A 23,002-nucleotide genomic window follows, 5' to 3' on the forward strand; every position below is an offset into this window, starting at 1 on the left:
GGGGCCGGTGTGCCTGGTTACCACGCCATAGCCTTTTGCAGCACATCAAAGCCCTGGCCAGAGCACTTGGCAGCCCAAAATCAACAGAAAAACTCGCTTCGCTCCGCCTTCGACCAATTGCCGTGAAATATTCGGGTTAGCGGCCGTTCACTGCGAGGGTGGCAACGATGTCACGGAACCTTCCACCGGCAACTCCTGCGTGCCAGGGGGGCAGGGCTGGTCGGTGTAGGTGGTGCGGCCGTCTTTGACGCACTTGCGTGGCTGCGGGGCCACGGGCTCTGATGCAGCGCCCTGCGCGGCGCGCGTGTCCGGCCTCTTGCTGGGCGGCAGGGTGTCTGGCCCCGGGCGGGAGACCTTCTTCCACGCCTGCTCGGCCCAGGAGCCCGCCTGGGGAAGCCACTGGTCGGCGGTCCACCACGCGACAGCCGCGGCAACCAGCGCCACGGCGATGACGGTGAATACGGAGCTGTCGCTGCGGCTAGACATGATTTATGGCCTCCCAGCGCCTGCGCGCGAAGCGGATGCGAACGATGAACGTGCTGGTGAGAACGGGCGCTGCTTCATCCCTCGCCCCCCAGGTGCTTGCCCAATAGGCCCGCCAGCTCGAACATGCCCGCGCTGTCCTTGCCGAACACGGCACGTAGCTTGTCGTCGGCCACGATGGTGCGCTTGTCCTTGGGGTCTTGCAGGTTGTGGGCCTTGATGTATTCCCATATCTTTTTGACGGCCTCGGGGCGGGCTACGGGCTCGGCACCAATCACGGCGGCCAGCGCAGCGCTGGGGGCCTTGCCAGCGGCGGCCTTGCGGGGCGCCTTGGCGGCAGCAGTTTTGGCGGCCGGGGCCTTCTTGGTGGCGGCAGATTTGGATATTTTTTGGGCCATCGCGCCCGACCCAACTGATTTTGTAGCTATTTTTTTTGTAGCATCGCCTGGGCGGGGCGGGAATTTGGATGGCGCAAATTCAAAGTTGACCTTGCCCGCTTCCTTGTCCCACGCCAGGTGCGCCTTGAAGGCGCGGCGGGTGCGCATGCTCACGAACTTGTCCAGCAGGTCGGTTTTGCCGGTCTCCAGCAGCTTAGTCATCTGCTCGCGCTCCACCGGTTGCTGCAGGATGATCTTGCCGCTCTTGAACGTGCAACTGGGCGTGGGCTGCGCGGCGGTGGGCACGGCGCGCGAGCACACATAGTTGCTGCCATGCTCGTGCACTTCGGATCCGCAGATGGGGCAGGCACCGAGCGATGCGTCTTCGAATTCGACGATCTCTCCAGACTCCTCGCCCTTTCGGTCGTCGCCAAAATCGAATTCGAGTTTGTAGTTGCGCGCCTCGTCGTCGTACTTGATGACGATCTCGGACGTGAACGGCCAGCCTGCCTTGGAGCGAAAGCCCTCCAGTGGCCCGATCTTCCTGGTCGCCAGCAGGGCGTTGGCCTCGGCGGTTTCAAAGGTGCGGCCAGCGGGCGACTTGCCAAAGCTGAAGCCGCATCCCTCGCCCGAGCCACCCGCGTCGGCTGGTCGGCCGACGCATGCATACCTGCGGTAGTTTTCCTTCACCACGCCGCCGCAGTTGGGGCAGGGTGATTCGAGCGTGGCGTAGTCGCCAGGGATGGTGTCGCGGTCGTATTCCTTGGCCTTTTTGACCATGCGCTCGGTCATGGCGGCAATCTCGGCCATGAAGGCTTCGCGGCTGAGCTGACCCTTTTCCATCTGCGAGAGCTTGAACTCCCATTCGCCGGTCAGGTCGGCGCGGCACAGTTCTTCGACCTCCAGCCCGCGCAACAGCGTCATCAATTGGAACGCCTTGGCCGTGGGGATGATCTCGCGGCCTTCGCGCAACATGTACTTTTCAGTCAGCAGGCCTTCAATGATGGCCGCGCGCGTGGCGGGGGTGCCCAGGCCTTTTTCCTGCATGGCTTCGCGCAGCTCGTCGTCGTCGATCTGCTTGCCAGCGCTTTCCATCGCGCCTAGCAGCGTGGCTTCCGAATACCGCGCGGGGGGCTTGGTTTTGAGGCCCTTGGGGTCCACGGCCAGGGTGTTGACCATTTCGCCGGGTTTGACAGGCACCAGGTTCTGGCCCTTGTCGCCGTCCTTGCCGCCTTCCACTTCGTCGGCCGCTTCCTTGCCGTAGATGGCCAGCCAGCCCGGCTTGACCAGCACCTTGCCTTCGGTCTTGAAGCTGTGCGGGGCCACGATGGAAATACGCGTGGTCACCGTGTACTCGGCACTCGGGAAGAACACCGCCATGAAGCGGCGCACCACCAGGTCGTACAGCTTTTGTTCGGCTTCGGAGAGGCCCGAGGGCGCCTGCGTGGTGGGGATGATGGCAAAGTGGTCGCTCACCTTGCTGTTGTCAAAGATGCGCTTGGACGGACGGATGTAGTGGTTGTTCAGCGCTGTAAGCGCGTGCGGCGCGAGATGCCGCATGCCGCTGTCGGCCAGCATTTCAAACGTCTGCTTGGCGACTGGCAAATAGTCTTCAGGCAGCGCTCGCGAGTCGGTACGCGGGTAGGTCAGGGCCTTGTGGCGCTCGTACAGGCTTTGCGCCAGGGCCAGCGTGGTCTTGGCGCTAAAGCCGAACTTGCCGTTGGCCTCGCGCTGCAGGCTGGTCAGGTCAAACAGCAGGGGCGATGCCTGGGTGGTGGGCTTGCTCTCTTCGGTGACGGTGGCCTGCTTGCCGCGCACGGCGTTGGCAATCGCCTGGGCTTCTGCGGCAGACCAGACGCGGTCCGCGCGGGCTTCCACGTCTTCCGATTTTTTCCACTTGGGGTCGAACCACTTGGCGGGGTATTCACCCGCCTGCGCACCAAAGGTGGCGTGGATTTCCCAGTAGTCGCGGCTCACAAACTTGCGGATTTTTTCTTCGCGCTCCACCACCAGCGACAGCGTGGGTGTCTGCACCCGGCCCACGGTGGTCAGAAAAAAGCCGCCATCGCGCGAGTTGAAGGCCGTCATGGCGCGGGTGCCATTGATGCCCACCAGCCAGTCGGCTTCACTGCGGCTGCGCGCCGCGCTGGCCAGGCCCGCCATCTGCTGCTCAGATCGCAAAGCATCAAAGCCGTCACGGATGGCCTGGGGCGTCATGGACTGCAGCCACAGGCGCTTGACCGGCTTGCCCAGGGGCTTGGCGCCACCGGCGTATTGCTCGATCAGGCGGAAGATCAGCTCACCTTCGCGGCCCGCGTCACAGGCGTTGATGAGGTCGGTCACGTCCTTGCGCTTGGCCTGCTTGACCACCGCGTTCAGACGCGTCTTGGTCTTGTCCACGGGCTTCAAATCAAAGTACGGCGGGATCACGGGCAGGTGCGCAAAGCTCCACTTGCCGCGCTTCACGTCAAACTGCTCGGGCGCCTGGATCTCCACCAGGTGGCCCACGGCGCTGGTGACGACGTAGCGGTCGTTCTCGAAGTGGTCTTCGTGCTTTTCAAACTTGCCCGCCACGGGGGTCAGTGCGCGCACGATGTCTTGTGCGACGGAGGGTTTTTCTGCAATTACCAGGGTCTTGGTCATGTGGGGCTCTCGCCTGTCGTCGTTCGTTCTGCTGCTGTGCGGCAATTGCGCCCGGGGCCAGCCCCGGCGCTTCTACAATTCGGTTTCTCGCGCATGTGCGCGCGCTGGCACGCATGTGCACATGTACGCGCACGCACACGTGTGTGCACCTCCAAGTTAACAGAGTTTTTGCCATGCCCCGCTTTGCCCCGCCAGCCGCAGCCCCCGCCACCGCCGGGCTGGGCCGCCGCATCCAGACCCGGCGCTCGGGCGTGCATGGCAACGGCGTGTTCGCCGTGCAGGACATTGCCGAGGGCGAGGTGCTGGTGGAATACACCGGCCAGATCATCACTTGGCAAGAGGCGCAGGACCGCCACCCGCACGACCCCCTGCAACCCAACCACACGTTTTACTTCCATGTGAATGAAGATCGCGTGATCGACGCAAAGTTCGGTGGCAATTCGTCGCGCTGGATCAACCACAGCTGCGACCCCAACTGCTATGCCGACGAGCGGGACGGCCGCATTTTCATCACCGCGCTGCGCAATATCAAGGCGGGCGAAGAGCTCAATTACGACTACGGCCTGATCATCGAAGAGCGCTACACCAAGAAGCTCAAAGCCGAATACCCCTGCTGGTGCGGCAGCCCCAACTGCCGCGGCACGCTGCTGGCTCCCAAGCGCGGCTGGGCACCGCCCATGCCGCCACGGCCTGCGGTAGAGGCGCCGCCCGCGCGCAAAGCCAAGCCCAAGGCGCGCACGACCCAGCCCGGCACTGCCCCGAAGGCAGGCGCAAAGGGCCGCCGCGCGTGAGCGCCGCCCCCATCCGGTGGCCGGCCGAAGCGCTGTGGGAGGCTGCGTCGCCCCTGCTGCCGGGCTTCACCGTCGAGATCCTGCCCACCATCGACTCCACCAACAGCGAGTTGATGCGCCGCGCCCGCGCCGGGCAGTGCCAGCCCACCCTGCTGGTGGCCGAAAGGCAAACCGCGGGCCGAGGCCGGCTGGGCCGCGCCTGGCACAGCGACGGGGCGGGCCAGGCGCAACCGGGCACCGGCAACGCGGCGGGCCTGCCGTCGCTCACGATGTCGCTGGGCTTGCCGCTGGCCCCCAAGGATTGGTCGGGCCTGTCGCTGGCGGTGGGTGTGAGCGTGGCCGAGAGCCTGCAGCCGGTGCTGCCGCCCCCGGGTGCCGGGCAGCCCGCCCGCGTGGGGCTGAAGTGGCCCAACGACCTGTGGCTGGGCGGCGGGCCGCGCGGCGACCGCAAGCTCGGTGGCATCCTGGTCGAGACGGCCAGCGTTGTGGCCCCGCAGGCGGCCTTGCAGGCCGACACGCCTTGCGGGGCGTTGGCTGCGGGCGCGGCGCGCTACGTGGTGATTGGCATTGGCATCAACGTACTGCCGCGTGATGGCGAGGGCATGAGCCTGCCGCCCGGCAGCCTCCAGGAGGTGGAACCGGGCCTGGATGCCCCTGGGGCTCTGGCGCGCATCGTGCCCCCGCTGGTGGCCATGCTGCAGTCGTTTGAAGGCTATGGCTTTGCGCCCCTGCAGCCCCGCTTTGCCGTGCGCGATGTGCTGCACGGCCGCGCCGTGATGCTCAGCGACGGCACCACCGGCACCGCGCACGGTGTGGGCGACGATGGCGCGCTGTGGTTGCACACCGCAAGCGGCATGCAGACGGTGACCAGCTCGGAGGTCAGCGTACGGCCCGCAGATGTGCAGGGCCAAGAGGCCTTGCGGCACCAACATGCGCGATGATGGCATTCGCAACCTCTGCCACCACCCTGCCCGCCCCCCCGACGATGACACGACCCGCCCCCCTGACCACCCGCCCGAAAGGGCTTGCCACATGCTGAGGCTGGCGGTGCTTGCCCTGCTGCTGGCCAACGCGGGCTATTACGCCTGGTCGCAAGGCTTGCTGGGCCAGTTCGGTCTGGCGCCCGAGGAGCAGTCCGAGCCGCAGCGCATGAACCAGCAGATCCGCCCGGAAACCTTGCAAATCCTGCGTGTGACGGCGAGCAAGCCAGCGGCTTTCGGGGCAAGCGCTGCCGCTGCGCCGCCCGCAGCGGCCGGGTCGCAGCCCGCAGCCCCCTCCACCGAAGACGGGGCAGCGGTGGCCACGGCCGCCGACACAGCCGAGTGCCTCCAGGCCGGCGTGTTTGACGAACGCCAGGCCGAGGCGCTGCGTGCCGCCGCCACCGTCGGGCTGCCCGCAGACAGCTGGGTGATGGACCCGACCCCCATCCCAGGCCGCTGGATGATCTACATGGGACGCTATGAAGATATCGAGACGCTGGACCGTAAGCGCGCCGAGCTGCGCGCGCGCAAGGTGGACCACGACCGGGCGGGCGGTGCGTTTGAATTCGGACTGTCGCTCGGGCGCTTTTCCACCCAGGAAGCGGCCGAACGCGAGCTGGCCAACCTGAGCACACGCGGGGTGCGCACGGCTCGCGTCATCCAGGAACGCCCGGACTCCCCTGGCTTTACCCTGCGCCTGCCCAGCGTGAACGACGCCCTGCGCGCAAAGCTCGATGGCCTGCGTTCCGCCATGGCCGGCAAGACGCTGCGCAGCTGTACCTGAGGCTTGCTGCGCGGGCCTCTCAGCCCACGGATGCCCGTGCACAGGATGGGTCGATGGCCCGGGTCTCGCCGTGGCGCATCAGCCAGACGGTATCGGCGGGCAGCCCGCGCTGTGCCAGCGCCGCTGCGAGATCGCGGGGCGGGTGGTCGAAGGCCTCCTGCGTGAGCAGGAAGGTACCCCAGTGGACGCCCATGGCCTGCGTGGCGCCGCTGTCCAGAAGCAGCTGCACGGCATCGGCCGGATTCACATGCATGGGCTTCATGAAATCGCGCGGCAGGTAGGCGCCGATGGGCAGGGCCACAAAGTCCATGGCACCCAGCCGCTGCCGGATGGCATTGAAATCATCGCTGTAGCCGGTATCGCCCGGGAACAGGAAACGCCACGGCGCGGCCCCCGCTGATGCCCACTCCAGCACAAAACCGCCCCACAGCGACGCATTGGTGTCCCACGGGGTACGGCGGCTCCAGTGCTGCGCGGGCGTGAAATGCACGCGCAGCCCGGGCGCAAGGTCGGCATGCTCCCACCAATGGAGTTCGGTCACGGGGCCAAAGCCGCGCTGGGTGAACCAGCCGCCCAGGCCTTGCGGCACCACGAAGCGGGGCGTCTGTCCGGCCTGTTGCAGGCGGCGCAGCGTGGCGTAGCACAGGTGGTCGTAGTGGTTGTGCGAGATGAGCACCACGTCGATGGGGGGCAGCGCCTCGGGCTGCAGCGGTGCGGGCACCCGCCGCGGCGCGCCAAAGCGGCCCAGCGGGCCGGCATGGGTGGCAAGCGTGGGGTCCATCAAGACGTTGAGGCCGCCCACCTGCAGCAGGATGGACACGTGGCCCAGCCAGGTCACCACCGGGGACTGCGGACGCTGTGCCAGCCGCGCATGGTTGACCGGCGTGCTCCATGCACGCGCAAAGGCCTCGTAGCCCCCGGCGGGCGGCTGCAGCGGCTTGAAGTCGCCGCGCAGCGAGCGCCATACCATTTCGTACCAGGGAAAGTTGCCAATGACCACGCCAGGGTGGCTGTTGGCAAAGCGGCGGGCAGGAGGGGACATGGGCGCAGCTCGGGTGGCTAAGGCAGGCGATGATGCCGCAGGTGCATTGCCCCCGGCCTCTGTCGCGAATACTGCTGTGTGCACGCCAGTGCGGCAGCAGCATCCGTCACGGAGATCGGGCGAATTCAGTTGCGCGCCGGCACGTCGCGCGCCTCAAAGCGCACGCTGAACCGGGCGCCGGGCGGATTCTGACCAGGGCGCGCGTCTTCCAGCGTAACCCTGGCATCGTGCTTGTGGGCGATCTCCCGCACGATGGGCAGGCCCAGGCCGGAGCCATCGGCCTCGCTGCCCAGGGCGCGGTAAAACGGCTGGAACACCAGCTCGCGTTCGGCCTCGGGCACGCCGGGGCCCGAGTCTTCGACCTGCAGCAGCAGCACATGGCCAAAGGTGTCGGCCAGGACGCGGGCCGTGACCACGCCGGGCTTGTCGGGCGTGGAGGGGGTGTAGTTGATGGCGTTGTCCAGCAGGTTGCGCACCAGCTCCTTGAGCAGCGTGGGGTTGCCGTCGAGCATCACGCCCGGTGAGCCGGGCTCGACCCCCTCATAGCCCAGATCGATGTGTTTGTCGAGCGCACGGGGCACCGAGTCGCGCACCACCTCGATCACCAGGCGCGCCAGGTCACAGGGCTGGCGGGCAATGCTCGCGCCGCTGCCTTCGGCGCGTGCCAGGGCCAGCAGCTGGTTGACGGTGTGTGTGGCGCGGATGCTCGATCGCCCGATCTGCTGCAGCGAGCGCTTGAGCTCTTCGGTGCTGGTGCCTTCGCGCTGGGCCAGGTCAGCCTGCATGCGCAGGCCCGCCAGCGGGGTCTTGAGCTGGTGCGCCGCATCTGCCAGAAAGCGCTTTTGCGTGGCCAGGGAGTCATTGAGCCGCAGCAGCAGGTCGTTCACCGAAGCAACCAGGGGCGCAACCTCCAGCGGCACGGCGCGGTCGTCCAGGGGCGAAAGATCGTCCGGGTTGCGCGCACGGATGCGCTGCTCGAGCTGATTGAGCGGCTGAATGCCGCGCGCCAGGGCCAGCCACACCAGCAACACGGCCAGCGGCAGGATGACGAACTGCGGCAGCATCACGCCCTTGATGATTTCGGTGGCCAGCACGCTGCGCTTTTCGCGTGTCTCGGCCACTTGCACCAGGGCCAGGGGCGCCTCCTGCATGGGCATACGCACCCAGATGTAGGCCACACGGACATCGATGCCGCGCAGCTCCGCATCACGCAGCCGCACCTCGCCGGAGCGCAGCGGCTCGTCAGCGGGGGGCTCGGGCAAATCGCGCTCACCCGAGAGGAACTCGCCACCCGGCCCGACGACCTGGTAGTACACGATGTCGGATTCATCCGCGCGCAGCAGCTCGCTGGCTGGCTGGGGCAGGTTGAATTGCACCTTGCCGTTGGCCACGCTCACCAACTGGGCCAGCGCCTGGGCGTTGTACTCCAGCGCGCGGTCAAACGGCTTGTTGGCCAGGCCCTGCGCCACCAGCCAGGTCAGCGCCAGACTGACCGGCCACAGCAGCAGCAGCGGCGTGAGCATCCAGTCAAGGATCTCGCCGAACAGGGAGCGCTGCTCACGCAGGAAAATCTTCAAGGAAACCGCCGCAGGATTTTGGTGGTCAAATAGGCCTGTCGCGCACGATTTGAATGCACTTTTAGCTATTTAATCTATAGCATCATCGCCAGGGATCAACCGGGAATCTTCTCAAGGCAGTAACCCAGGCCACGCACCGTGGCGATGCGGATGGGCCCGCCCTCGATCTTCTTGCGCAGGCGGTGGATATAGACCTCGATGGCGTTGTTACTGACCTCTTCGCCCCACTCGCACAGCCGCTCCACCAGCTGGTCTTTGCTCACCAGGCGACCGGCGCGCTGCAGCAGCACCTCCAGCAGCCCCAGCTCGCGGGCCGACAGCTCGATCATCTTGCCGTCGATGGTGGCCACGCGCCCGGTCTGGTCATACACCAGCGGGCCATGCTTGATGACGCTGCTGGTGCCGCCCATGCCCCGGCGGGTGAGCGCTCGCACGCGGGCTTCCAGCTCTTGCAGCGAAAACGGCTTGGCCATGTAGTCGTCAGCGCCAAAGTCCAGGCCCTTGACGCGCTCTTCCACGCTGTCTGCCGCCGTGAGGATGAGCACCGGCAGCGCCGAGCCGCGGCTGCGCAGCCTCTTGAGCACCTCCAGGCCATGCATGCGCGGCAGGCCCAGGTCAAGAATCAGCAGGTCGAACTCGTTGTTGGTCAGCAGCGCGGCGTCGGCCTCGGTGCCGCTGGCCACATGGTCGACCACTGCGCCGGACGCGCGCAGGGTTCGCAGCAGGCCATCGGCCAACACCTGGTCATCTTCGGCAATGAGGATGCGCATGCGCTTGTCTCCGGTATGTGGTGTGGCCGTGGTGCACGGCCTTTCCGCCGGGAGATTTTAGGGTGCTGCGCCCCGTGGCATGGCAAGCCCGGCCCGCATGCGCCCGGTGTCGCGGGCGCCAGGCCTCAGCGCGGGTCGGTGGCCAGCAGGGTCTGCACCAGCGCCTTGAGGTCGGCTTGCAGGCGGGCCATGCCCTCAGGGTGCGGGGCCAGGGTGCGCTCGTCCATGTAGAGCCTGCGGTTGATTTCCAGCTGGATGCTGTGGCGGTGCTGCGCCGGATCGCTGTAGCGGCGCACCAGTTCCACGCCTTTGTAGGGGTGGTTGTAGGCCACGCTGTAGCCGCACCCGCGAAGCTGCTCGCAGATGAGCGCCGACAGCGCCGGGCTTGCGGTGGTGCCGTCGCGGTCGCCCACCACAAAGTCGTCATGCACCAGGCCCGGAAACTCGGTGGCAAAGCGCCCGGCCACGGCGGGCATGGAATGGCAGTTGATGTGGATGCTGTAGCCGTGGCGTGCGTGGGCCGCCTCGATGGCCTGCTCAACCGCGGCATGGTAGGGGCGCCAGCAGCGGTCGATGCGCGCGCGCACCTCGGCCACGGAGAGCTGGCGGCGATAGATGGGCTCGCCCTCGTCGGTCAGCTTCCAGATCAGGCCTTTGCCCAGGCGCACCTTGCTGAGCACTGCCGGATCGGTGGACACCGCCTCAGGCCAGGGCGCATCGAGCAAGGCCGTGTCGAGTTCAGTCGTGTCGCGATTGGCATCCAGGTAGCTGCGCGGAAAATGCGCTTCAATCCAGGCCACGCCCAGCGCGGGGGCAAAGGCGTAGATTTTTTCGACGTGGGTATCCTCGGCGCGGCGCAGGGTTGCCAGATCGCAAGCCGATTGGAAGTCGGGCGGGTAGTGCGTGCCGCTGTGCGGCGAGTCGAGCACCACTGCGGTGGTGCCGGGCACGGCCGTCACCAGCGCAGAGGCCGGCGCGGCCGACCCCATCGGCCCGGTGTGGGCTTGCTGGAAGTGGTGGTGGATCAGTTTCAAGGCGGCATGCATAGGCAAAGCTCCCACAACGTAGGGCGGCAGACCTCCACCGCGCCCGCAAGGGGGCACGGAGCACGGCGGTCCCATGGCTTGCAGGCGATGGCCTGCACAATGCCGCAGCCGGGCGGGTGGCTGCGGCGCAGGTTTACTCGATCACTACCTTGGCGTAGGCGGCGACCCCCTTCATTTTTTCGATCTCCTGGGCGATCTGCGCCGTGAACTCGTTGGGCTTGGTGCCAGAGGGGTAGAGCCCCTGCCCCGCCAGACGCTCGCGCACCGCGGGTTCGCGCAGCGCCTGCGCCACAGCCTGCTGGATGCGGTCTACCGCGGCTTTTGGCGTTGCAGCCGGAGCCACCAGGCCGAACCAGGATGGATCATTGGCCTGCTTGTGCCCCATGTCTGCATAGGTGGGCACGTCGGGCAGAACATCCAGGCGCGAGGGCCACGACACGGCCAGCGCGCGCAGCTTTCCGGACTTGATGTGCGGCAAAGACGAGGCCACCTGGTCGAAGTACACCGCCACCTGCCCTCCCAGCACATCGTTGATGGCCGCCCCTGCGCCGCGGTAGGGAATGTGGACCATCGCAGTGCCAGTACTGATCTTGAACAGTTCCCCCCACATGTGGCCAATGGTGCCGTTGCCCGGCGTGGCATACGACACCTTGCCGGGGTTAGCCTTGAGGTACTTGACCAGGTCGGCGAAGTCCTTGACGGGCAGGACGGCGGGGTTCACCACCAACACGCCAGGCGCCTTGACGATTTCAGTCACGCCGACGAAATCCTTGATGGGGTCGTAGGGCAACTTTTTGTACACAGCCGGGTTGACGCCGTGGGTGGACAAGGTCGCCACGCCCAGGGTCAGTCCGTCCGCCGTGGCGCGTGCCACCTCGGCCATGCCGATGGAGCCGCCCGCGCCGGCGCGGTTTTCCAGCACCACGGGCTGCTTGAGGATGCGGGCCAACGGCTCCTGCAGGCTGCGGGCCGTGATGTCGGTGGCGCCCCCGGGTGGGAAGGGCACGATGATGCGCAAGGGTTGGCCCTCCTGCGCAAATGACATTCCTGGGGCGATCGATACAGCGGCGAGCGCTGAGAGCATATGGCGGCGTTGCATGGGGCATCTCCTTTGTTCGAGGCCTTCAGGTTACGATTCGCAACACGCACTGTCAAACGATGGATATGCCTGATAACATTCCCGATAGGAATAATTTTGCATTCCCACCATGTCCTCGTTGCGCCGTCTGTCCCCGCCGGTGAACCTGCTGCGCGCCTTCTCCATGGTCACGCGGTTTGGCAGTGTCTCGCGCGCAGCCGAGGCGCTGCACCTGACGCAAAGCGCGGTCAGCAAGCAAGTCAAGGAGCTGGAGGAATGGGTGGGGGTGGCGCTGTTTGAACGCAGCCGCAAACGTCTGGCGCTCACACCCGCCGGCGAGCGCTACGAAAAGGCCGTGCGCGCCGTGCTGGCACAGCTGGAAGCCGCCACGCTGGAGCTGATCACCAGCAACGACGGAGGGGGCGCCCTGCATGTGTCAAGCCTGCCCACGTTCGCCGCCAAGTGGCTGATCCCGCGCCTGCCACGTTTTCAGGAGCAGCACCCGCAGATCACCCTGCACTTTGAGCCCTACGTCCACAGCTATGACTTTGAGCGGCCCGAGCTGGACTGCTCCATTCTGTTTGGCGAGGGCCACTGGCCCGGCGCGCACGCCCACTACATCACCGGCAACGAGGTGGCCTTGATTGCCCCGCGAACCGGCGTTGCGGACTGGGTCATCGAAGCGCCGCGTGACGTGGCGCGCCAAACCCTGCTGCGCCACGTCACGGTGCCCGAAGCCTGGGTGCGCTGGGGCGAGACCCATGACGTGCCGAACTTTGTCGCCCCCCTGACCGGCCCGCAGTTTGACCAGTTCCAGACCATGATCCGCGCCGTCATGGCGGGCATGGGCCTGGCGCTGGTGCCGCGCTGCCTGGTCCACGACGAAATCGCCACCGGAGTCGTGCGCGAACCACTGGCGCAATATCCCTTGGGTGGCGGCTATCGCAGCGACATGGGCTACTGGTTTTGTTACCCCGAAGGGCGAACGCAGTTGCATGCACTGCAGTGCTTTCGGCAATGGCTGTTACAGGCCGCGGTCGGGGCGGCCGATGCAGCCGCGCCGCTGCCCCAGTAACCCAAGCCCCACGCGGATCGCTGCGGCCTGAGCGCGGGCGCGCCCCTGCCCGGCTCAATCCCCGACTGCGCCACCGGCATAGGCCTCCAGCCCGATGCTGACCACCGTGGCCACATCGTCACCCACTTCGGCGCGGAACTCGGCTTGCGCCTGCGCGACCGCTTCACGAAACGCCTGAAGCCAGGCCAGGCCGGTGGCCGTGAAATGCACCCGGCGCGCCCGCGCGTCCAGCGGGTCGGCCTCGCGGGTGACCAGACCCCACGCCTCACATTGATCGACCAGGTTGGCCATGGCCTGCTTGGTCATGCCGGCACGCTGCGCCAGGTCGGTGAGCCGGTCGCCCTGCAAGGACAGGTGGCGGGTGATGTGCACATGCGCGGCCGACACCTGATCACGCGCGGCCAGGTTGGACAGCGCCAGCGGAACCTCAACGTTGTGCGCCATCAACTGCAGCACGCGCGCGTCAAAGCGCCGCAGCGCGCTGCCCATCAGCCGCCCCAGATGGGTCTGGCGCCACCCCGCGTTCTGGGCGTCGGGCGCATCGTGGGGCGCTGGAAATGGCATTCCGATATTGTCAGGCAAACTGATTAAATTTTGGCTATTTCTTTTCCAATAGCTCGCATAAACTCCTGTTCAAGCATCCAGCCTGTCATTAATCGCAGAGTCATGGAAGCCATCCAACCTGTTGTTATTCAAGGAGTTTTTCATGGACGTCAAAGGCACGCACCCCGCCCTGCCAGTCAACACAGAAAAGGCCAAGGCCCTGGCGGCAGCGCTGGCCCAGATCGAAAAGCAGTTCGGCAAGGGCACCATCATGCGCCTGGGCGAAGGCGAAGTGATCGAGGACATCCAGGTCGTCTCCACCGGCTCGCTGGGCCTGGATATCGCCCTGGGCGTGGGTGGCCTGCCGCGCGGCCGGGTGGTCGAGATCTATGGCCCCGAATCGTCGGGCAAGACCACGCTGACCCTGCAGGTGATTGCCGAGATGCAAAAGCTGGGCGGCACCTGCGCCTTCGTCGATGCCGAGCACGCCCTGGACGTGCAATACGCCCAAAAGCTGGGTGTGCAACTGTCCGACCTGCTCATCAGCCAGCCCGACACGGGCGAGCAGGCGCTTGAAATCGTGGACAGCCTGGTGCGCTCAGGCGCCGTGGACCTGATCGTCGTGGACTCGGTCGCCGCGCTCACACCCAAGGCCGAAATCGAAGGCGAAATGGGCGACGCCCTGCCCGGCCTGCAGGCCCGCCTGATGAGCCAGGCGCTGCGCAAGCTCACGGCCACCATCAAAAAGACCAACTGCATGGTCATCTTTATCAACCAGATCCGCATGAAGATCGGCGTGATGTTCGGCAGCCCCGAAACCACCACGGGGGGCAATGCGCTCAAGTTCTATGCCTCGGTGCGCCTGGATATCCGCCGCACCGGCACCATCAAGAAAGGCGACGACGCCATCGGCAACGAGACCAAGGTCAAGGTGGTCAAAAACAAGGTGAGCCCTCCGTTCAAGACAGCCGAGTTCGACATCCTGTTCGGCGAAGGCATCAGCCGCGAGGGCGAAATCATCGACATGGGCGTGACGGCGAAGATCGTGGAAAAAAGCGGCGCCTGGTACGCCTACAACGGCGAAAAAATCGGCCAGGGCCGCGACAACGCACGCGAGTTCCTCCGCGAAAACCCCGACCTAGCAAGAGAGATTGAAAACAAGGTCCGCGAGCAGCTGGGCATCGCCCTGCTGCCACCAGCACTGGCGACAGCCGGTGCTGGTGACGAGGCGTAGCCGAGTGCGGCCGCAGTTTCGGTAAAACAAGGTCCGCGAGCAGCTGGGCATCGCCCTGCTGCCGTCCGCACTGGCGACAGCCGGTGCGGATGCGGGGCCAAGGCGGCCGCAGCGCAGCCACGCGAGCGTCTCGGGTGCCCGGGGCCAGCGATTTCTGTATCAAAATGCCCGGTTTCGCGCTTTCGCAGACACTTTACTGCTATTATTGTTATAGCATTTAGAACCCATGGGATTCACCTCACCGTCGCTCAAGGGCCGCGCCCTGCGGTTGCTCGGCCAGCGCGAGCATTCCCGCGATGAACTGCGGCGCAAGCTTGCGCGGCACGTGCAGGATGGGGACGACCTGGACGCCGTGCTGGACGATCTGCAAGCCAAGAATTTCATCAGCGAGGACCGAGTGGTGGAGTCCACCGTGCACCAGCGTGCCGACCGCTTTGGCGCGGCCCGCATCCGCCAGGCCTTGCAGGCCAAAGGCATTGCGCCCGCCCTGGTGCAACAGGCCGTGGCAAGCCTGCACGACACCGAGTTTGAACGGGCCTATGCGCTATGGGCCCGCCGGTTTGTCGCGCTGCCCGACGATGCCAAAGAACGCGCCCGGCAGGGCCGATTTCTGCTAACGCGCGGGTTTTCGGGCGACGTGGTCCACCGCATCCTGCGCGGGGACGTTCCGGACGACCGCGCAGCCCCCCCGTGATGCGCGCCAGGCCCGCCATGGAATGCATGACCGCGCAAGTGTCCTGCGGCATGAGCTGGCCCAAGCGCCCCGCTCCAAAACCCCCACGTGGCTGCCCGACGCGCTTTGACGCGGGCCCACCACCTGCCCGCTCAGCGAACGCTCCATGAACGCTCCGTGAGCGCTCAGCACCCCAGCATCAGTTGCAGGTTTTGAACCGCCGCGCCACTGGCGCCCTTGCCCAGGTTGTCCAGCCGCGCGATCAGCAGCGCGTGGCGGTGTTTTTCGTTCGCGAACACGCGCAGCTCCAGCTTGTTGGTGTCGTTCAGCGCGGTGGCATCGAGCTTGCCATCGGCCGTGGGCGGCAGCACGCTCACCCACTGCTCGGGCGTGTTGCTCTGGGCGTAATGGGCGGCCAGGGCGTCATGCAGGTCTGCGCCCTTGGGCGCGCCCGCAAGCATGTCCAGGTGCAGGGGCAGTTGCACCAGCATGCCCTGGCGGAAGTTGCCGACCGACGGCACAAAAATCGGGCGGCGTGTGAGCCCCGTGTACTTCATGATCTCAGGCAGGTGCTTGTGCTCCAGCCCCAGGGCATAGGCTTCAAACAGCGGGGCAGTGCCCGCCTCGTACGCTTCGATCATGGTGCGGCCGCCGCCGGAATACCCACTGACCGCCGGCAATGCCAGCGGGTGGTCGGCTGGCACCAGCCCCGCATCCACCAGCGGGCGCAGCAGCGCGATGGCACCCGTGGCGTAGCAGCCGGGGTTGGCCACCCTGTCGGCCTGGGCCACGGCCTGGCGCTGGCCTGCGGCCAGCTCTGGGAAACCGAACACCCAGCCCGACACGGTGCGATGGGCCGTGCTGGCGTCGATCACCTTGACCTTGCGGCCCGTGCTCTGACAGATTTCATCGACCATGGCCACGGTTTCGCGCGCCGCATCGTCGTGCAGGCACAGGATGACCAGGTCCACCCCCGCCATCAGCGCGCGCTTGGCGGCCGGGTCCTTGCGCAACTCGGGCGCAATGCTCACCAGCTCAATGCGCGGCATGGCTTGCAGGCGCTCGCGGATCTGCAGACCCGTGGTACCGGCTTCGCCATCGATGAAAACTCTGAACATGAAATGCTCCTGCAAAAGGTGACGCCAGCGTGGCACAGCATGGCGTCAAGGCGCGTCACATGCATGCGGGACTGCATCGTGCCGCGCCGCCGCCCTCTCTGTAAGTCAGGCAAAAGGATGGTGCGTTGCAACATGATACATTTATCGGTTGCCATGTCCCGAGCCCGCGGCCACACGTTTGTACACGGTAAACGGGTAATCACCATCCTTCCCTGAGAGAGACCTCATGAAGATTCACGAATACCAAGGCAAGGAAATCTTGCGCAATTTTGGTGTGCCCGTTCCGCGCGGCATTCCAGCATTCACGGTGCAAGAAGCCGTGGAAGCAGCCCAGAAGCTCGGCGGCCCCGTGTGGGTGGTCAAGGCCCAGATCCACGCCGGTGGCCGGGGCAAGGGTGGCGGCGTGAAGGTTGCCAAGTCGATTGACGATGTGAAAGCCCGCGCCAGCGATATTCTGGGCATGCAACTGGTCACACACCAGACCGGGGCCGAAGGCCAGAAGGTCCGCCGCCTCTACATCGAAGACGGCGCCGACATCAAGAACGAACTGTACGTGTCGCTGGTCACCGACCGCGCCACACAGAAGGTCGCCCTGATCGCCTCGAGCGAAGGCGGCATGGACATCGAAGAAGTGGCCCACTCCACGCCCGAGAAGATCATCACCGAGATGATTGACCCGCTGGTCGGCATCACCGAAGCGCAGTCCCGCAAGGTGGCCGCTGCCATCGGCCTGACCGGCGCTTCCATCGACCAGGCCGTGGACATCTTCGCCAAGATCTACAAGTGCTACATGGACACCGATGCCTCGCTGGTGGAAATCAACCCGCTGAACTGCGACTCCAAGGGCAACCTGATGGCCCTGGACGCGAAGTTCAACTTTGACGCCAACGCCCTGTTCCGCCACCCCGAAATCGTGGCCTTCCGCGATCTGGACGAAGAAGACCCGGCCGAAGTGGAAGCCTCCAAATTCGACCTGGCCTACATCAGCCTGGACGGCAACATCGGCTGCCTGGTCAACGGCGCAGGCCTGGCCATGGCCACCATGGACACCATCAAGCTGTTCGGCGGCGAGCCCGCCAACTTCCTGGACGTGGGCGGCGGTGCCACCCCCGAGAAGGTCACCGAAGCCTTCAAGATCATGCTCAAGAACCCCAAGGTCAAGGGCATCCTGGTCAACATCTTCGGCGGCATCATGAAGTGCGACACCATCGCCACCGGCGTGATCACCGCCTGCAAGGCCGTGAACCTGAACGTGCCGCTGGTCGTGCGCATGAAAGGCACGAACGAAGAGCTGGGCAAGAAGATGCTGGCCGAGTCCGGCCTGCCCATCATCGCCGCAGACACCATGGCCGAAGCTGCGACCAAGATCGTTGCTGCCGTCCAGTAAGCCCGGAGAACACACATGTCGATCTACATCAACAAAGACACCAAGGTCATCACCCAGGGCATCACGGGCAAGACGGGCCAGTTCCACACCGAAAAGTGCCAGGAATACGCAAACGGCAAAAACTGCTTCGTGGCGGGCGTGAACCCCAAGAAGGCCGGCGAGTCGATCTTCAACATCCCCATCTACGCCTCCGTCAAGGAAGCGGCCCGGCAGACCGGCGCCACCGTGTCGGTCATCTACGTGCCGCCCGCAGGCGCTGCCGACGCCATCTGGGAAGCCGTGGAAGCCGACCTGGACCTGGCCATTTGCATCACCGAAGGCATTCCGGTCAAGGACATGCTGATGGTGCGCAACAAGATGAAGGCCAAGGAAGCCGCGGGCGGCAAGAAGACCCTGCTGCTGGGCCCCAACTGCCCCGGCCTGATCACGCCCGACGAAATCAAGATCGGCATCATGCCCGGCCACATCCACCGCAAGGGCCGCATCGGCGTGGTGAGCCGTTCCGGCACGCTGACGTACGAAGCCGTGGCCATGCTGACCGAAGTGGGCCTGGGCCAGTCCAGCGCCGTGGGCATTGGTGGCGACCCCATCAATGGCCTCAAGCACATCGACGTGATGAAGGCGTTCAACGACGACCCGGACACCGACGCCGTGATCATGATCGGCGAAATCGGCGGACCGGACGAAGCCGAAGCCGCCCAGTGGTGCAAGGCCCACATGAAAAAGCCCGTCGTGGGCTTCATCGCGGGCGTGACCGCCCCTCCCGGCAAGCGCATGGGCCACGCCGGCGCGCTGATCTCTGGCGGTGCCGACACGGCCGATGCCAAGCTGGCCATCATGGAAGAGTCGGGCTTCGTCATCACCCGCAATCCGTCCGAGCTGGGCAAGCTTCTCAAGGCTCAGCTCAAGTGATGCCCGCAGCGTCTGTACGAAAAAGTACGGACGCAGCCACTGACTCGGGCCGATAACCTCAACCGACCCGTCAATAAAGGCGCTCGAAACCCTGGTTTCGGGCGCTTCTTGCATTCATCACAGTGGGGCTCAGTCATGGAGTATGCGCAAAGTGCCGATGCATGGGTCAGCCCCCGACATTTGTGACCTGCGCCAGTCTGTGCCTGCAAGTGTGGCCTGGGAGCCTGTCGGACTTGGAGCGTCGAAAGCGAAAATCGGCCCCAGCGAGGACAGTTTTTGCCGAATTTGCAGCCCCATAGCCGAGCTATGGGGCAAAAAGGCGGATAAAAATGGACCGCTGCGGTCGACTTGCAGCCGACGATTTCCAAGTCCGACAGGCTTCTAGGATGTCGTCAAGACATCTTTCACGCGGCCTGGGGCGCGCAGCCAGACGGGCCAGCGGTTCGCCGCTCCGATCACACGCGCGGTCCATACCCTCCGCAGGGACTGGGCCACACGCCAGCCAAGGCGTCGTCTATGATGCGAGTCGCGAAGCAACAGCGATCGAGACGGTAACGTCCAAGAAGCAAGTGCCAGCTTCGTTGAAGTTTTCGGTTGCACCAAGACGCTCGCCACTACCGCCATGACCTACGAATTTTTCGCCCGCACGGACAAGGGCCGTGTGCGCAGCAACAATGAGGATGCCGTCGCCGTCGATTCCGACGCCCAGATCGCCATCCTTGCCGACGGCATGGGCGGCTACAACGCCGGGGAGGTGGCCAGCGGCATGGCAACAACCTTCATCCGCACGGAGATGCCTCGCTGGCTTGCGCAAGCGGGCCCCTCACCGCGTCCCACCGACGTTCGGCGAGCGCTGGAGACCTGTGTGGAGAACGCCAACCACGCCGTGCTGGGGGCGTCCCTGTCCAATCCGGACTACGCAGGCATGGGCACCACCCTGGTCGTTGGCGTCTTCATCAGCAGCCGCCTCATCCTCGGCCATATTGGAGACTCGCGCTGCTACCGCGTTCGCGATGGCGTGTTGCAGCAAATCACCCGCGACCACTCGTGGCTGCAAGAACAGGTGGACGCTGGCCTGCTGACGCCGCAGCAAGCGGCGGTATCGCCCAACCGGAATCTGGTCACGCGCGCTTTGGGCGTTGAACCCGATGCGCTGATGGAAGTCAACGAGTTCGAGGTGGCGCCCAGCGACCTTTTTCTGATGTGCTCGGACGGGCTCACCGACATGGTTTCCGACGAAGCGATAGCGGACATCGTTTGCCAATCGCTGACATTGGAGGAAAAAACGACACTGCTGATCGATACAGCCAATGCCCACGGCGGTCGTGATAACGTTAGCGTTTTACTCGTCCAGGCGGCCGCGGCAGGGGATCAGCGTGGCTAGGTGTCCTGGTTGCCGGGGGCCTAGGAGCCTGTCGGACTTGGAGCGTCGCAACCCAGGGCGGTCCGAACTAAAACAATTCATCTAGTCAGGAGTGGATCATGCCGAAAATCGTCGTTTCGATCGACGGGGTCGTCATCAAGGAAGTTGAGTTGACGAAAGAACGTACAACGCTGGGCCGTCGCCCCTACAACGATATCGTCATCGACAACCTGGCGGTCAGTGGCGAGCATGCGGTGATTCGCATGGTGGGCAAGGACGTGGAGATCGAAGATCTCGCAAGCACCAACGGCACCTACGTCAACGGCAAGGCCGTCAAGAGCAACCAACTTCGCAATGGCGACATCATCGAGGTGGGCAAGTACAAGATCCGGGTCGTACTTGAAGCGCAAGCGCAGAACTTTGACAAAACCATGGTCTTCAAGGCGGACATGCTGCCAACGCTGGGTTCGCCATCCCGCCCCGCCCCCCTCGTATCAGGAGTGCCTGCGGCCCCCGTCAATGCGGTCATCCGGGTCTTATCGGGTGCAGCTGCGGGCCGGGAGGTGTCATTGCAGAAGGTGGTCACCACCCTCGGCAAGCCCGGGGTGGCCGTGGCCTCGATCACCCGCCGTCACCAGGGTTTCGTGCTGGCGCATGTGGAAGGCCCGCACATGCCGTTTCTGAACGGTTCGCCCATTGACGCAACGCCCATGCCGCTCAAGCATGGAGACCGGGTGGATCTGGCCGGCACCGAAATGCAGTTCGAACAAACCGGCGCCTGACTGCCCGGCGTGCCATCTTTGGCTGGCACCGACGCACGAAGCCGTGGCGCATCGGCCTGCAGGCGTGGCCGCACGCCAGTCGCTGATGCGACACCTCCAGCAGGCTTTGGCAACGCCACTACACCACCCACAACGCACGGGGCATCGTGCTCCTCGGCCCTTGCTGGCCACCCTTGCTGGCCACCCTTGGCGGCCCCTGCAGCGACACCGCAACCACCGGCCTTGCGCTGACAGCGCGATGGGCCACGGATTAGCGCCCTGGGCTTACCGCGCATCGGGTCGGCACCTACCTTTTTGTCCACTGCCAACCCACCGTGCGCCTTTGTCAGCCAAGGCTTTACATTTGTGTCACAAAATGTGACAACTTCGGGCGATTTTTGGCCTGTGCCACGGCCTGATGCCTTGGTTTCCCTCTGAGCACCCTGCGCGCCGCGCTGGCACAGAAACTGCTTGATAGCACTCAGCCTGAAGAATTGTTCGACAGGTCCTGACTTGTAACCTGACTCCAAGGAGATACTATGAAGCGCACCCTGCAAAAAGGCTTTACCCTCATCGAATTGATGATCGTGGTGGCCATCATCGGTATTTTGGCTGCTGTGGCATTGCCTGCCTACCAAGACTACACCACCCGCGCGAAGATGTCGGAAGTCATTTTGGCGGCTTCCTCATGCCGTACGACAATGTCTGAAGGGATTGCAAGCCTGACGGCAGGGCAAATCATTCCTAACAATGGTTGGGGTTGCGAGTTTGGCGGAACCGAAGTCGCCAGACAAACCAAGTATGTTCTTTCCGTACAAACTACTGGCTTGGCTAACCCGCCAATAGCCGCAAACGCCACAGTCACGGTTGTCAGCCGCGGCATCAATAACACTGTAGGCGCTACTCCTTTGCCAGGCGGCACCATTCGCTTGCGTCCTTGTGAGGCTGCTGACGCGCTTACCTTTGCGACCTGCATTCCCCCAGCGGCTGGAGGGGTCGTTAAAGCATGGGTGTGCGGCCCGGGAGTTGGGGCTACCGCCACCTCTCCACGTTTCTTGCCCGGCTCCTGCCGTGCTCCAAATGCCTAATGCGTTTAAGCATCTGGTACTTCACAAGACGGCCTTCGGGCCGTTTTTGTCTAAGTTGATCTCGGGCCCCCATCTTTAATCATGTCTAGTTCTTTCATGCATCGGCTTCAATTTGCTGGACTGCATCTGCTGTGCAGCATGGCCGTGGCAGGCATAGTATCCATGGTTGTTTTGTGGGGCCTGTACCCCCACCCATTCAGAGAACTCTCGGGCGGCATTCACCTGTTCGCCATACTGGTGGCGGTGGACGTCGGGCTGGGCCCCTTGGCCACAGCGGTGGTGTCTAGGCCAGGTAAGGGGATTCGCGAATGGAGGATGGATATTGCACTCATTGCGATGATTCAACTGGGTGCCTTGGCCTACGGCATTTGGACGATTTATCAAGCGCGGCCCGTGTACTTGTCATTTGAGATTGACCGCTTCCGCGTGGTGCATGCGATTGATGTGGAGCCAGAACTGCTGGCAAAAGCCGCGCCTGCCTGGTCCGACCTGCCGAAATGGGGGCCGGGCTTGATTGCCGTGCGGCCGTTTGCATCTGCCGAAGAAAGCTCTACCGCCACCATGGCGGCCTTGCAAGGGGCAGAACTCAGCTTCAGGCCTGAGTTTTGGATGCCTTATGCCGACGCTGCTGCAGCGATTAAACTGGAATACAAGCCTCTGGCAGATGTGGTGCAGCGTCACCCCACCCGCGCAGACGAAGTCTCGGCCGTGTTGAAAACACATGGCTTGACCCTGGAGAGTGCCCGCTATTTGCCGCTGCATTCACGCAAGGCCTTCTGGACGGCTGTGATCCACCCAGAGACCATGCAACCCGTTGCCTATCTGGACATTGATCCATACCCGAATTGACGACGCCAGAAGTGCGCCGCGTCACATTTTTTTTGGGGATGGCAAACCGTTTGCCAATGCCTGCGGCGGTCGAACAGCAGCATGCCCCAGCAAAGCGGGGCCCCGCCATCTGGGTCTTTGTTGTGTTGGGCCTGATCAGCGCGCTACGCCCACTGCCCAAAGCTTGCGGCCACTGGCGGCCGTTGAGGGCCCGCCCCCCCGAGTTCGACACCAAACTCGGTTTTTTGGCGCCTCCACTGTGTAAGCCTCAATGAAATCAATGAGTTAGCTCAAAAACCGCAGTTGACCCTAAAAACTGCAGTTGGATGCATTTGCCAGCGCTGCTTTTGGGGCGCCAGGCAAGGCGCGACGACGCGGCAGGCTCGTACCTGCAAGGAGGAGCAACACCGCATGGCGCTCCAAAAGCGGTGCTGGCAAGTGCATAGCGC

At 64.6% G+C, this 23,002-nt stretch carries 21 protein-coding genes; 12 read left to right on the forward strand and 9 right to left on the reverse strand.

Annotated elements, in window-relative coordinates; genetic code table 11:
* Window positions 1-147: 147 nt before the first annotated feature.
* Entirely contained in the window at window positions 148-486 is a 339-nt protein-coding gene (locus tag ACK543_RS09145) for a DUF4124 domain-containing protein (protein WP_409942539.1), read from the reverse strand.
* A 74-nt stretch (window positions 487-560) separates the two neighbouring features.
* Entirely contained in the window at window positions 561-3,503 is a 2,943-nt protein-coding gene (locus tag ACK543_RS09150; RefSeq protein ID WP_409942540.1) for a DNA topoisomerase III, read from the reverse strand.
* Between the two features lie 173 nt (window positions 3,504-3,676).
* On the opposite strand from ACK543_RS09150, the gene ACK543_RS09155 reads away from it, so the two are divergent.
* The 3 genes from ACK543_RS09155 to ACK543_RS09165 all read left to right on the forward strand — a co-directional run bounded on the left by ACK543_RS09155 (window position 3,677) and on the right by ACK543_RS09165 (window position 6,058).
* Window positions 3,677-4,294 carry an SET domain-containing protein gene (locus ACK543_RS09155; protein ID WP_409942541.1) on the forward strand — a complete coding sequence of 206 codons (618 nt, stop codon included), beginning with the start codon at window positions 3,677-3,679 and terminating at the stop codon, window positions 4,292-4,294.
* Window positions 4,291-5,235 (forward strand): biotin--[acetyl-CoA-carboxylase] ligase, encoded by a 945-nt coding sequence (locus tag ACK543_RS09160; RefSeq protein WP_409942542.1) that lies wholly within the window; start codon window positions 4,291-4,293, stop codon window positions 5,233-5,235. The genes ACK543_RS09155 and ACK543_RS09160 overlap by 4 nt, the downstream gene beginning before the upstream one ends.
* A 91-nt stretch (window positions 5,236-5,326) precedes the next feature.
* Window positions 5,327-6,058, forward strand: coding sequence for an SPOR domain-containing protein (locus ACK543_RS09165; RefSeq protein ID WP_409942543.1), 732 nt, complete (start codon window positions 5,327-5,329; stop codon window positions 6,056-6,058).
* Window positions 6,059-6,077: 19 nt separating this feature from the next.
* Here the strand turns inward: ACK543_RS09165 and ACK543_RS09170 are convergent, their stop codons facing one another.
* From ACK543_RS09170 to ACK543_RS09190, 5 genes are all read right to left on the reverse strand, one after another.
* A complete protein-coding gene (locus tag ACK543_RS09170; protein ID WP_409942544.1) occupies window positions 6,078-7,100 on the reverse strand; it encodes an MBL fold metallo-hydrolase in 1,023 nt (340 codons plus the stop codon).
* 125 nt (window positions 7,101-7,225) lie between these two features.
* Window positions 7,226-8,677, reverse strand: coding sequence for a sensor histidine kinase N-terminal domain-containing protein (locus ACK543_RS09175; RefSeq protein WP_409942545.1), 1,452 nt, complete (start codon window positions 8,675-8,677; stop codon window positions 7,226-7,228).
* 95 nt (window positions 8,678-8,772) lie between these two features.
* The gene (locus ACK543_RS09180) at window positions 8,773-9,447 is read right to left on the reverse strand and encodes a response regulator (protein WP_409942546.1); all 675 of its coding nucleotides are present in this window, start codon (window positions 9,445-9,447) and stop codon (window positions 8,773-8,775) included.
* 125 nt (window positions 9,448-9,572) lie between these two features.
* Complete coding sequence (locus ACK543_RS09185; RefSeq protein WP_409942547.1) at window positions 9,573-10,493, reverse strand: N-formylglutamate amidohydrolase; 921 nt, start codon at window positions 10,491-10,493, stop codon at window positions 9,573-9,575.
* 133 nt (window positions 10,494-10,626) lie between these two features.
* Complete coding sequence (locus tag ACK543_RS09190) at window positions 10,627-11,592, reverse strand: tripartite tricarboxylate transporter substrate binding protein BugE (RefSeq protein ID WP_409942548.1); 966 nt, start codon at window positions 11,590-11,592, stop codon at window positions 10,627-10,629.
* A 109-nt stretch (window positions 11,593-11,701) separates the two neighbouring features.
* Between ACK543_RS09190 and ACK543_RS09195 the strand changes: the two genes are divergently transcribed.
* Window positions 11,702-12,646 carry a LysR substrate-binding domain-containing protein gene (locus ACK543_RS09195; protein WP_409942549.1) on the forward strand — a complete coding sequence of 315 codons (945 nt, stop codon included), beginning with the start codon at window positions 11,702-11,704 and terminating at the stop codon, window positions 12,644-12,646.
* A gap of 54 nt (window positions 12,647-12,700) precedes the next feature.
* Here ACK543_RS09195 and ACK543_RS09200 read toward each other — a convergent pair whose 3' ends face one another.
* Entirely contained in the window at window positions 12,701-13,210 is a 510-nt protein-coding gene (locus ACK543_RS09200; protein WP_409942550.1) for a MarR family winged helix-turn-helix transcriptional regulator, read from the reverse strand.
* Window positions 13,211-13,352: 142 nt separating this feature from the next.
* On the opposite strand from ACK543_RS09200, the gene recA reads away from it, so the two are divergent.
* Both recA and recX read left to right on the forward strand, forming a co-directional pair.
* A complete protein-coding gene (gene recA, locus ACK543_RS09205; RefSeq protein WP_409942551.1) occupies window positions 13,353-14,423 on the forward strand; it encodes a recombinase RecA in 1,071 nt (356 codons plus the stop codon).
* 226 nt (window positions 14,424-14,649) lie between these two features.
* On the forward strand, window positions 14,650-15,117 hold the full coding sequence (gene recX / locus ACK543_RS09210) for a recombination regulator RecX (protein WP_409942552.1): 468 nt from the start codon (window positions 14,650-14,652) through the stop codon (window positions 15,115-15,117).
* A gap of 164 nt (window positions 15,118-15,281) precedes the next feature.
* On the opposite strand, the gene argC is transcribed toward recX, so the two are convergent.
* Window positions 15,282-16,214 carry an N-acetyl-gamma-glutamyl-phosphate reductase gene (argC, locus tag ACK543_RS09215; RefSeq protein WP_409942553.1) on the reverse strand — a complete coding sequence of 311 codons (933 nt, stop codon included), beginning with the start codon at window positions 16,212-16,214 and terminating at the stop codon, window positions 15,282-15,284.
* Window positions 16,215-16,440: 226 nt separating this feature from the next.
* On the opposite strand from argC, the gene sucC reads away from it, so the two are divergent.
* The 6 genes from sucC to tfpZ all read left to right on the forward strand — a co-directional run bounded on the left by sucC (window position 16,441) and on the right by tfpZ (window position 22,574).
* Window positions 16,441-17,601 carry an ADP-forming succinate--CoA ligase subunit beta gene (sucC, locus tag ACK543_RS09220; protein ID WP_409942554.1) on the forward strand — a complete coding sequence of 387 codons (1,161 nt, stop codon included), beginning with the start codon at window positions 16,441-16,443 and terminating at the stop codon, window positions 17,599-17,601.
* 15 nt (window positions 17,602-17,616) lie between these two features.
* Window positions 17,617-18,513 carry a succinate--CoA ligase subunit alpha gene (gene sucD / locus ACK543_RS09225; protein ID WP_409942555.1) on the forward strand — a complete coding sequence of 299 codons (897 nt, stop codon included), beginning with the start codon at window positions 17,617-17,619 and terminating at the stop codon, window positions 18,511-18,513.
* A gap of 622 nt (window positions 18,514-19,135) precedes the next feature.
* Complete coding sequence (locus ACK543_RS09230; RefSeq protein ID WP_409942556.1) at window positions 19,136-19,897, forward strand: Stp1/IreP family PP2C-type Ser/Thr phosphatase; 762 nt, start codon at window positions 19,136-19,138, stop codon at window positions 19,895-19,897.
* Between the two features lie 98 nt (window positions 19,898-19,995).
* Window positions 19,996-20,658 (forward strand): FHA domain-containing protein, encoded by a 663-nt coding sequence (locus ACK543_RS09235; RefSeq protein ID WP_409942557.1) that lies wholly within the window; start codon window positions 19,996-19,998, stop codon window positions 20,656-20,658.
* 518 nt (window positions 20,659-21,176) lie between these two features.
* Entirely contained in the window at window positions 21,177-21,725 is a 549-nt protein-coding gene (locus ACK543_RS09240) for a prepilin-type N-terminal cleavage/methylation domain-containing protein (protein WP_409942558.1), read from the forward strand.
* A gap of 96 nt (window positions 21,726-21,821) precedes the next feature.
* Window positions 21,822-22,574 (forward strand): TfpX/TfpZ family type IV pilin accessory protein, encoded by a 753-nt coding sequence (gene tfpZ, locus ACK543_RS09245; RefSeq protein WP_409942559.1) that lies wholly within the window; start codon window positions 21,822-21,824, stop codon window positions 22,572-22,574.
* Window positions 22,575-23,002: the final 428 nt, after the last annotated feature.

The organism is Acidovorax sp., from assembly GCF_046341535.1.
Lineage (GTDB): Bacteria > Pseudomonadota > Gammaproteobacteria > Burkholderiales > Burkholderiaceae_C > Acidovorax.

Excerpts from the sequence above, each read along its gene's own strand:
- ACK543_RS09145 (WP_409942539.1), bottom strand. The coding sequence starts at position 486 with ATGTCTAGCCGCAGCGACAGCTCCGTATTCACCGTCATCGCCGTGGCG.
- ACK543_RS09150 (WP_409942540.1), bottom strand. The coding sequence starts at position 3,503 with ATGACCAAGACCCTGGTAATTGCAGAAAAACCCTCCGTCGCACAAGAC.
- ACK543_RS09155 (WP_409942541.1), top strand. The coding sequence starts at position 3,677 with ATGCCCCGCTTTGCCCCGCCAGCCGCAGCCCCCGCCACCGCCGGGCTG.
- ACK543_RS09165 (WP_409942543.1), top strand. The coding sequence starts at position 5,327 with ATGCTGAGGCTGGCGGTGCTTGCCCTGCTGCTGGCCAACGCGGGCTAT.
- ACK543_RS09170 (WP_409942544.1), bottom strand. The coding sequence starts at position 7,100 with ATGTCCCCTCCTGCCCGCCGCTTTGCCAACAGCCACCCTGGCGTGGTC.
- ACK543_RS09180 (WP_409942546.1), bottom strand. The coding sequence starts at position 9,447 with ATGCGCATCCTCATTGCCGAAGATGACCAGGTGTTGGCCGATGGCCTG.
- ACK543_RS09185 (WP_409942547.1), bottom strand. The coding sequence starts at position 10,493 with ATGCATGCCGCCTTGAAACTGATCCACCACCACTTCCAGCAAGCCCAC.
- ACK543_RS09190 (WP_409942548.1), bottom strand. The coding sequence starts at position 11,592 with ATGCAACGCCGCCATATGCTCTCAGCGCTCGCCGCTGTATCGATCGCC.
- ACK543_RS09195 (WP_409942549.1), top strand. The coding sequence starts at position 11,702 with ATGTCCTCGTTGCGCCGTCTGTCCCCGCCGGTGAACCTGCTGCGCGCC.
- ACK543_RS09200 (WP_409942550.1), bottom strand. The coding sequence starts at position 13,210 with ATGCCATTTCCAGCGCCCCACGATGCGCCCGACGCCCAGAACGCGGGG.
- recA (WP_409942551.1), top strand. The coding sequence starts at position 13,353 with ATGGACGTCAAAGGCACGCACCCCGCCCTGCCAGTCAACACAGAAAAG.
- recX (WP_409942552.1), top strand. The coding sequence starts at position 14,650 with ATGGGATTCACCTCACCGTCGCTCAAGGGCCGCGCCCTGCGGTTGCTC.
- argC (WP_409942553.1), bottom strand. The coding sequence starts at position 16,214 with ATGTTCAGAGTTTTCATCGATGGCGAAGCCGGTACCACGGGTCTGCAG.
- sucC (WP_409942554.1), top strand. The coding sequence starts at position 16,441 with ATGAAGATTCACGAATACCAAGGCAAGGAAATCTTGCGCAATTTTGGT.
- sucD (WP_409942555.1), top strand. The coding sequence starts at position 17,617 with ATGTCGATCTACATCAACAAAGACACCAAGGTCATCACCCAGGGCATC.
- ACK543_RS09230 (WP_409942556.1), top strand. The coding sequence starts at position 19,136 with ATGACCTACGAATTTTTCGCCCGCACGGACAAGGGCCGTGTGCGCAGC.
- ACK543_RS09235 (WP_409942557.1), top strand. The coding sequence starts at position 19,996 with ATGCCGAAAATCGTCGTTTCGATCGACGGGGTCGTCATCAAGGAAGTT.
- ACK543_RS09240 (WP_409942558.1), top strand. The coding sequence starts at position 21,177 with ATGAAGCGCACCCTGCAAAAAGGCTTTACCCTCATCGAATTGATGATC.
- tfpZ (WP_409942559.1), top strand. The coding sequence starts at position 21,822 with ATGCATCGGCTTCAATTTGCTGGACTGCATCTGCTGTGCAGCATGGCC.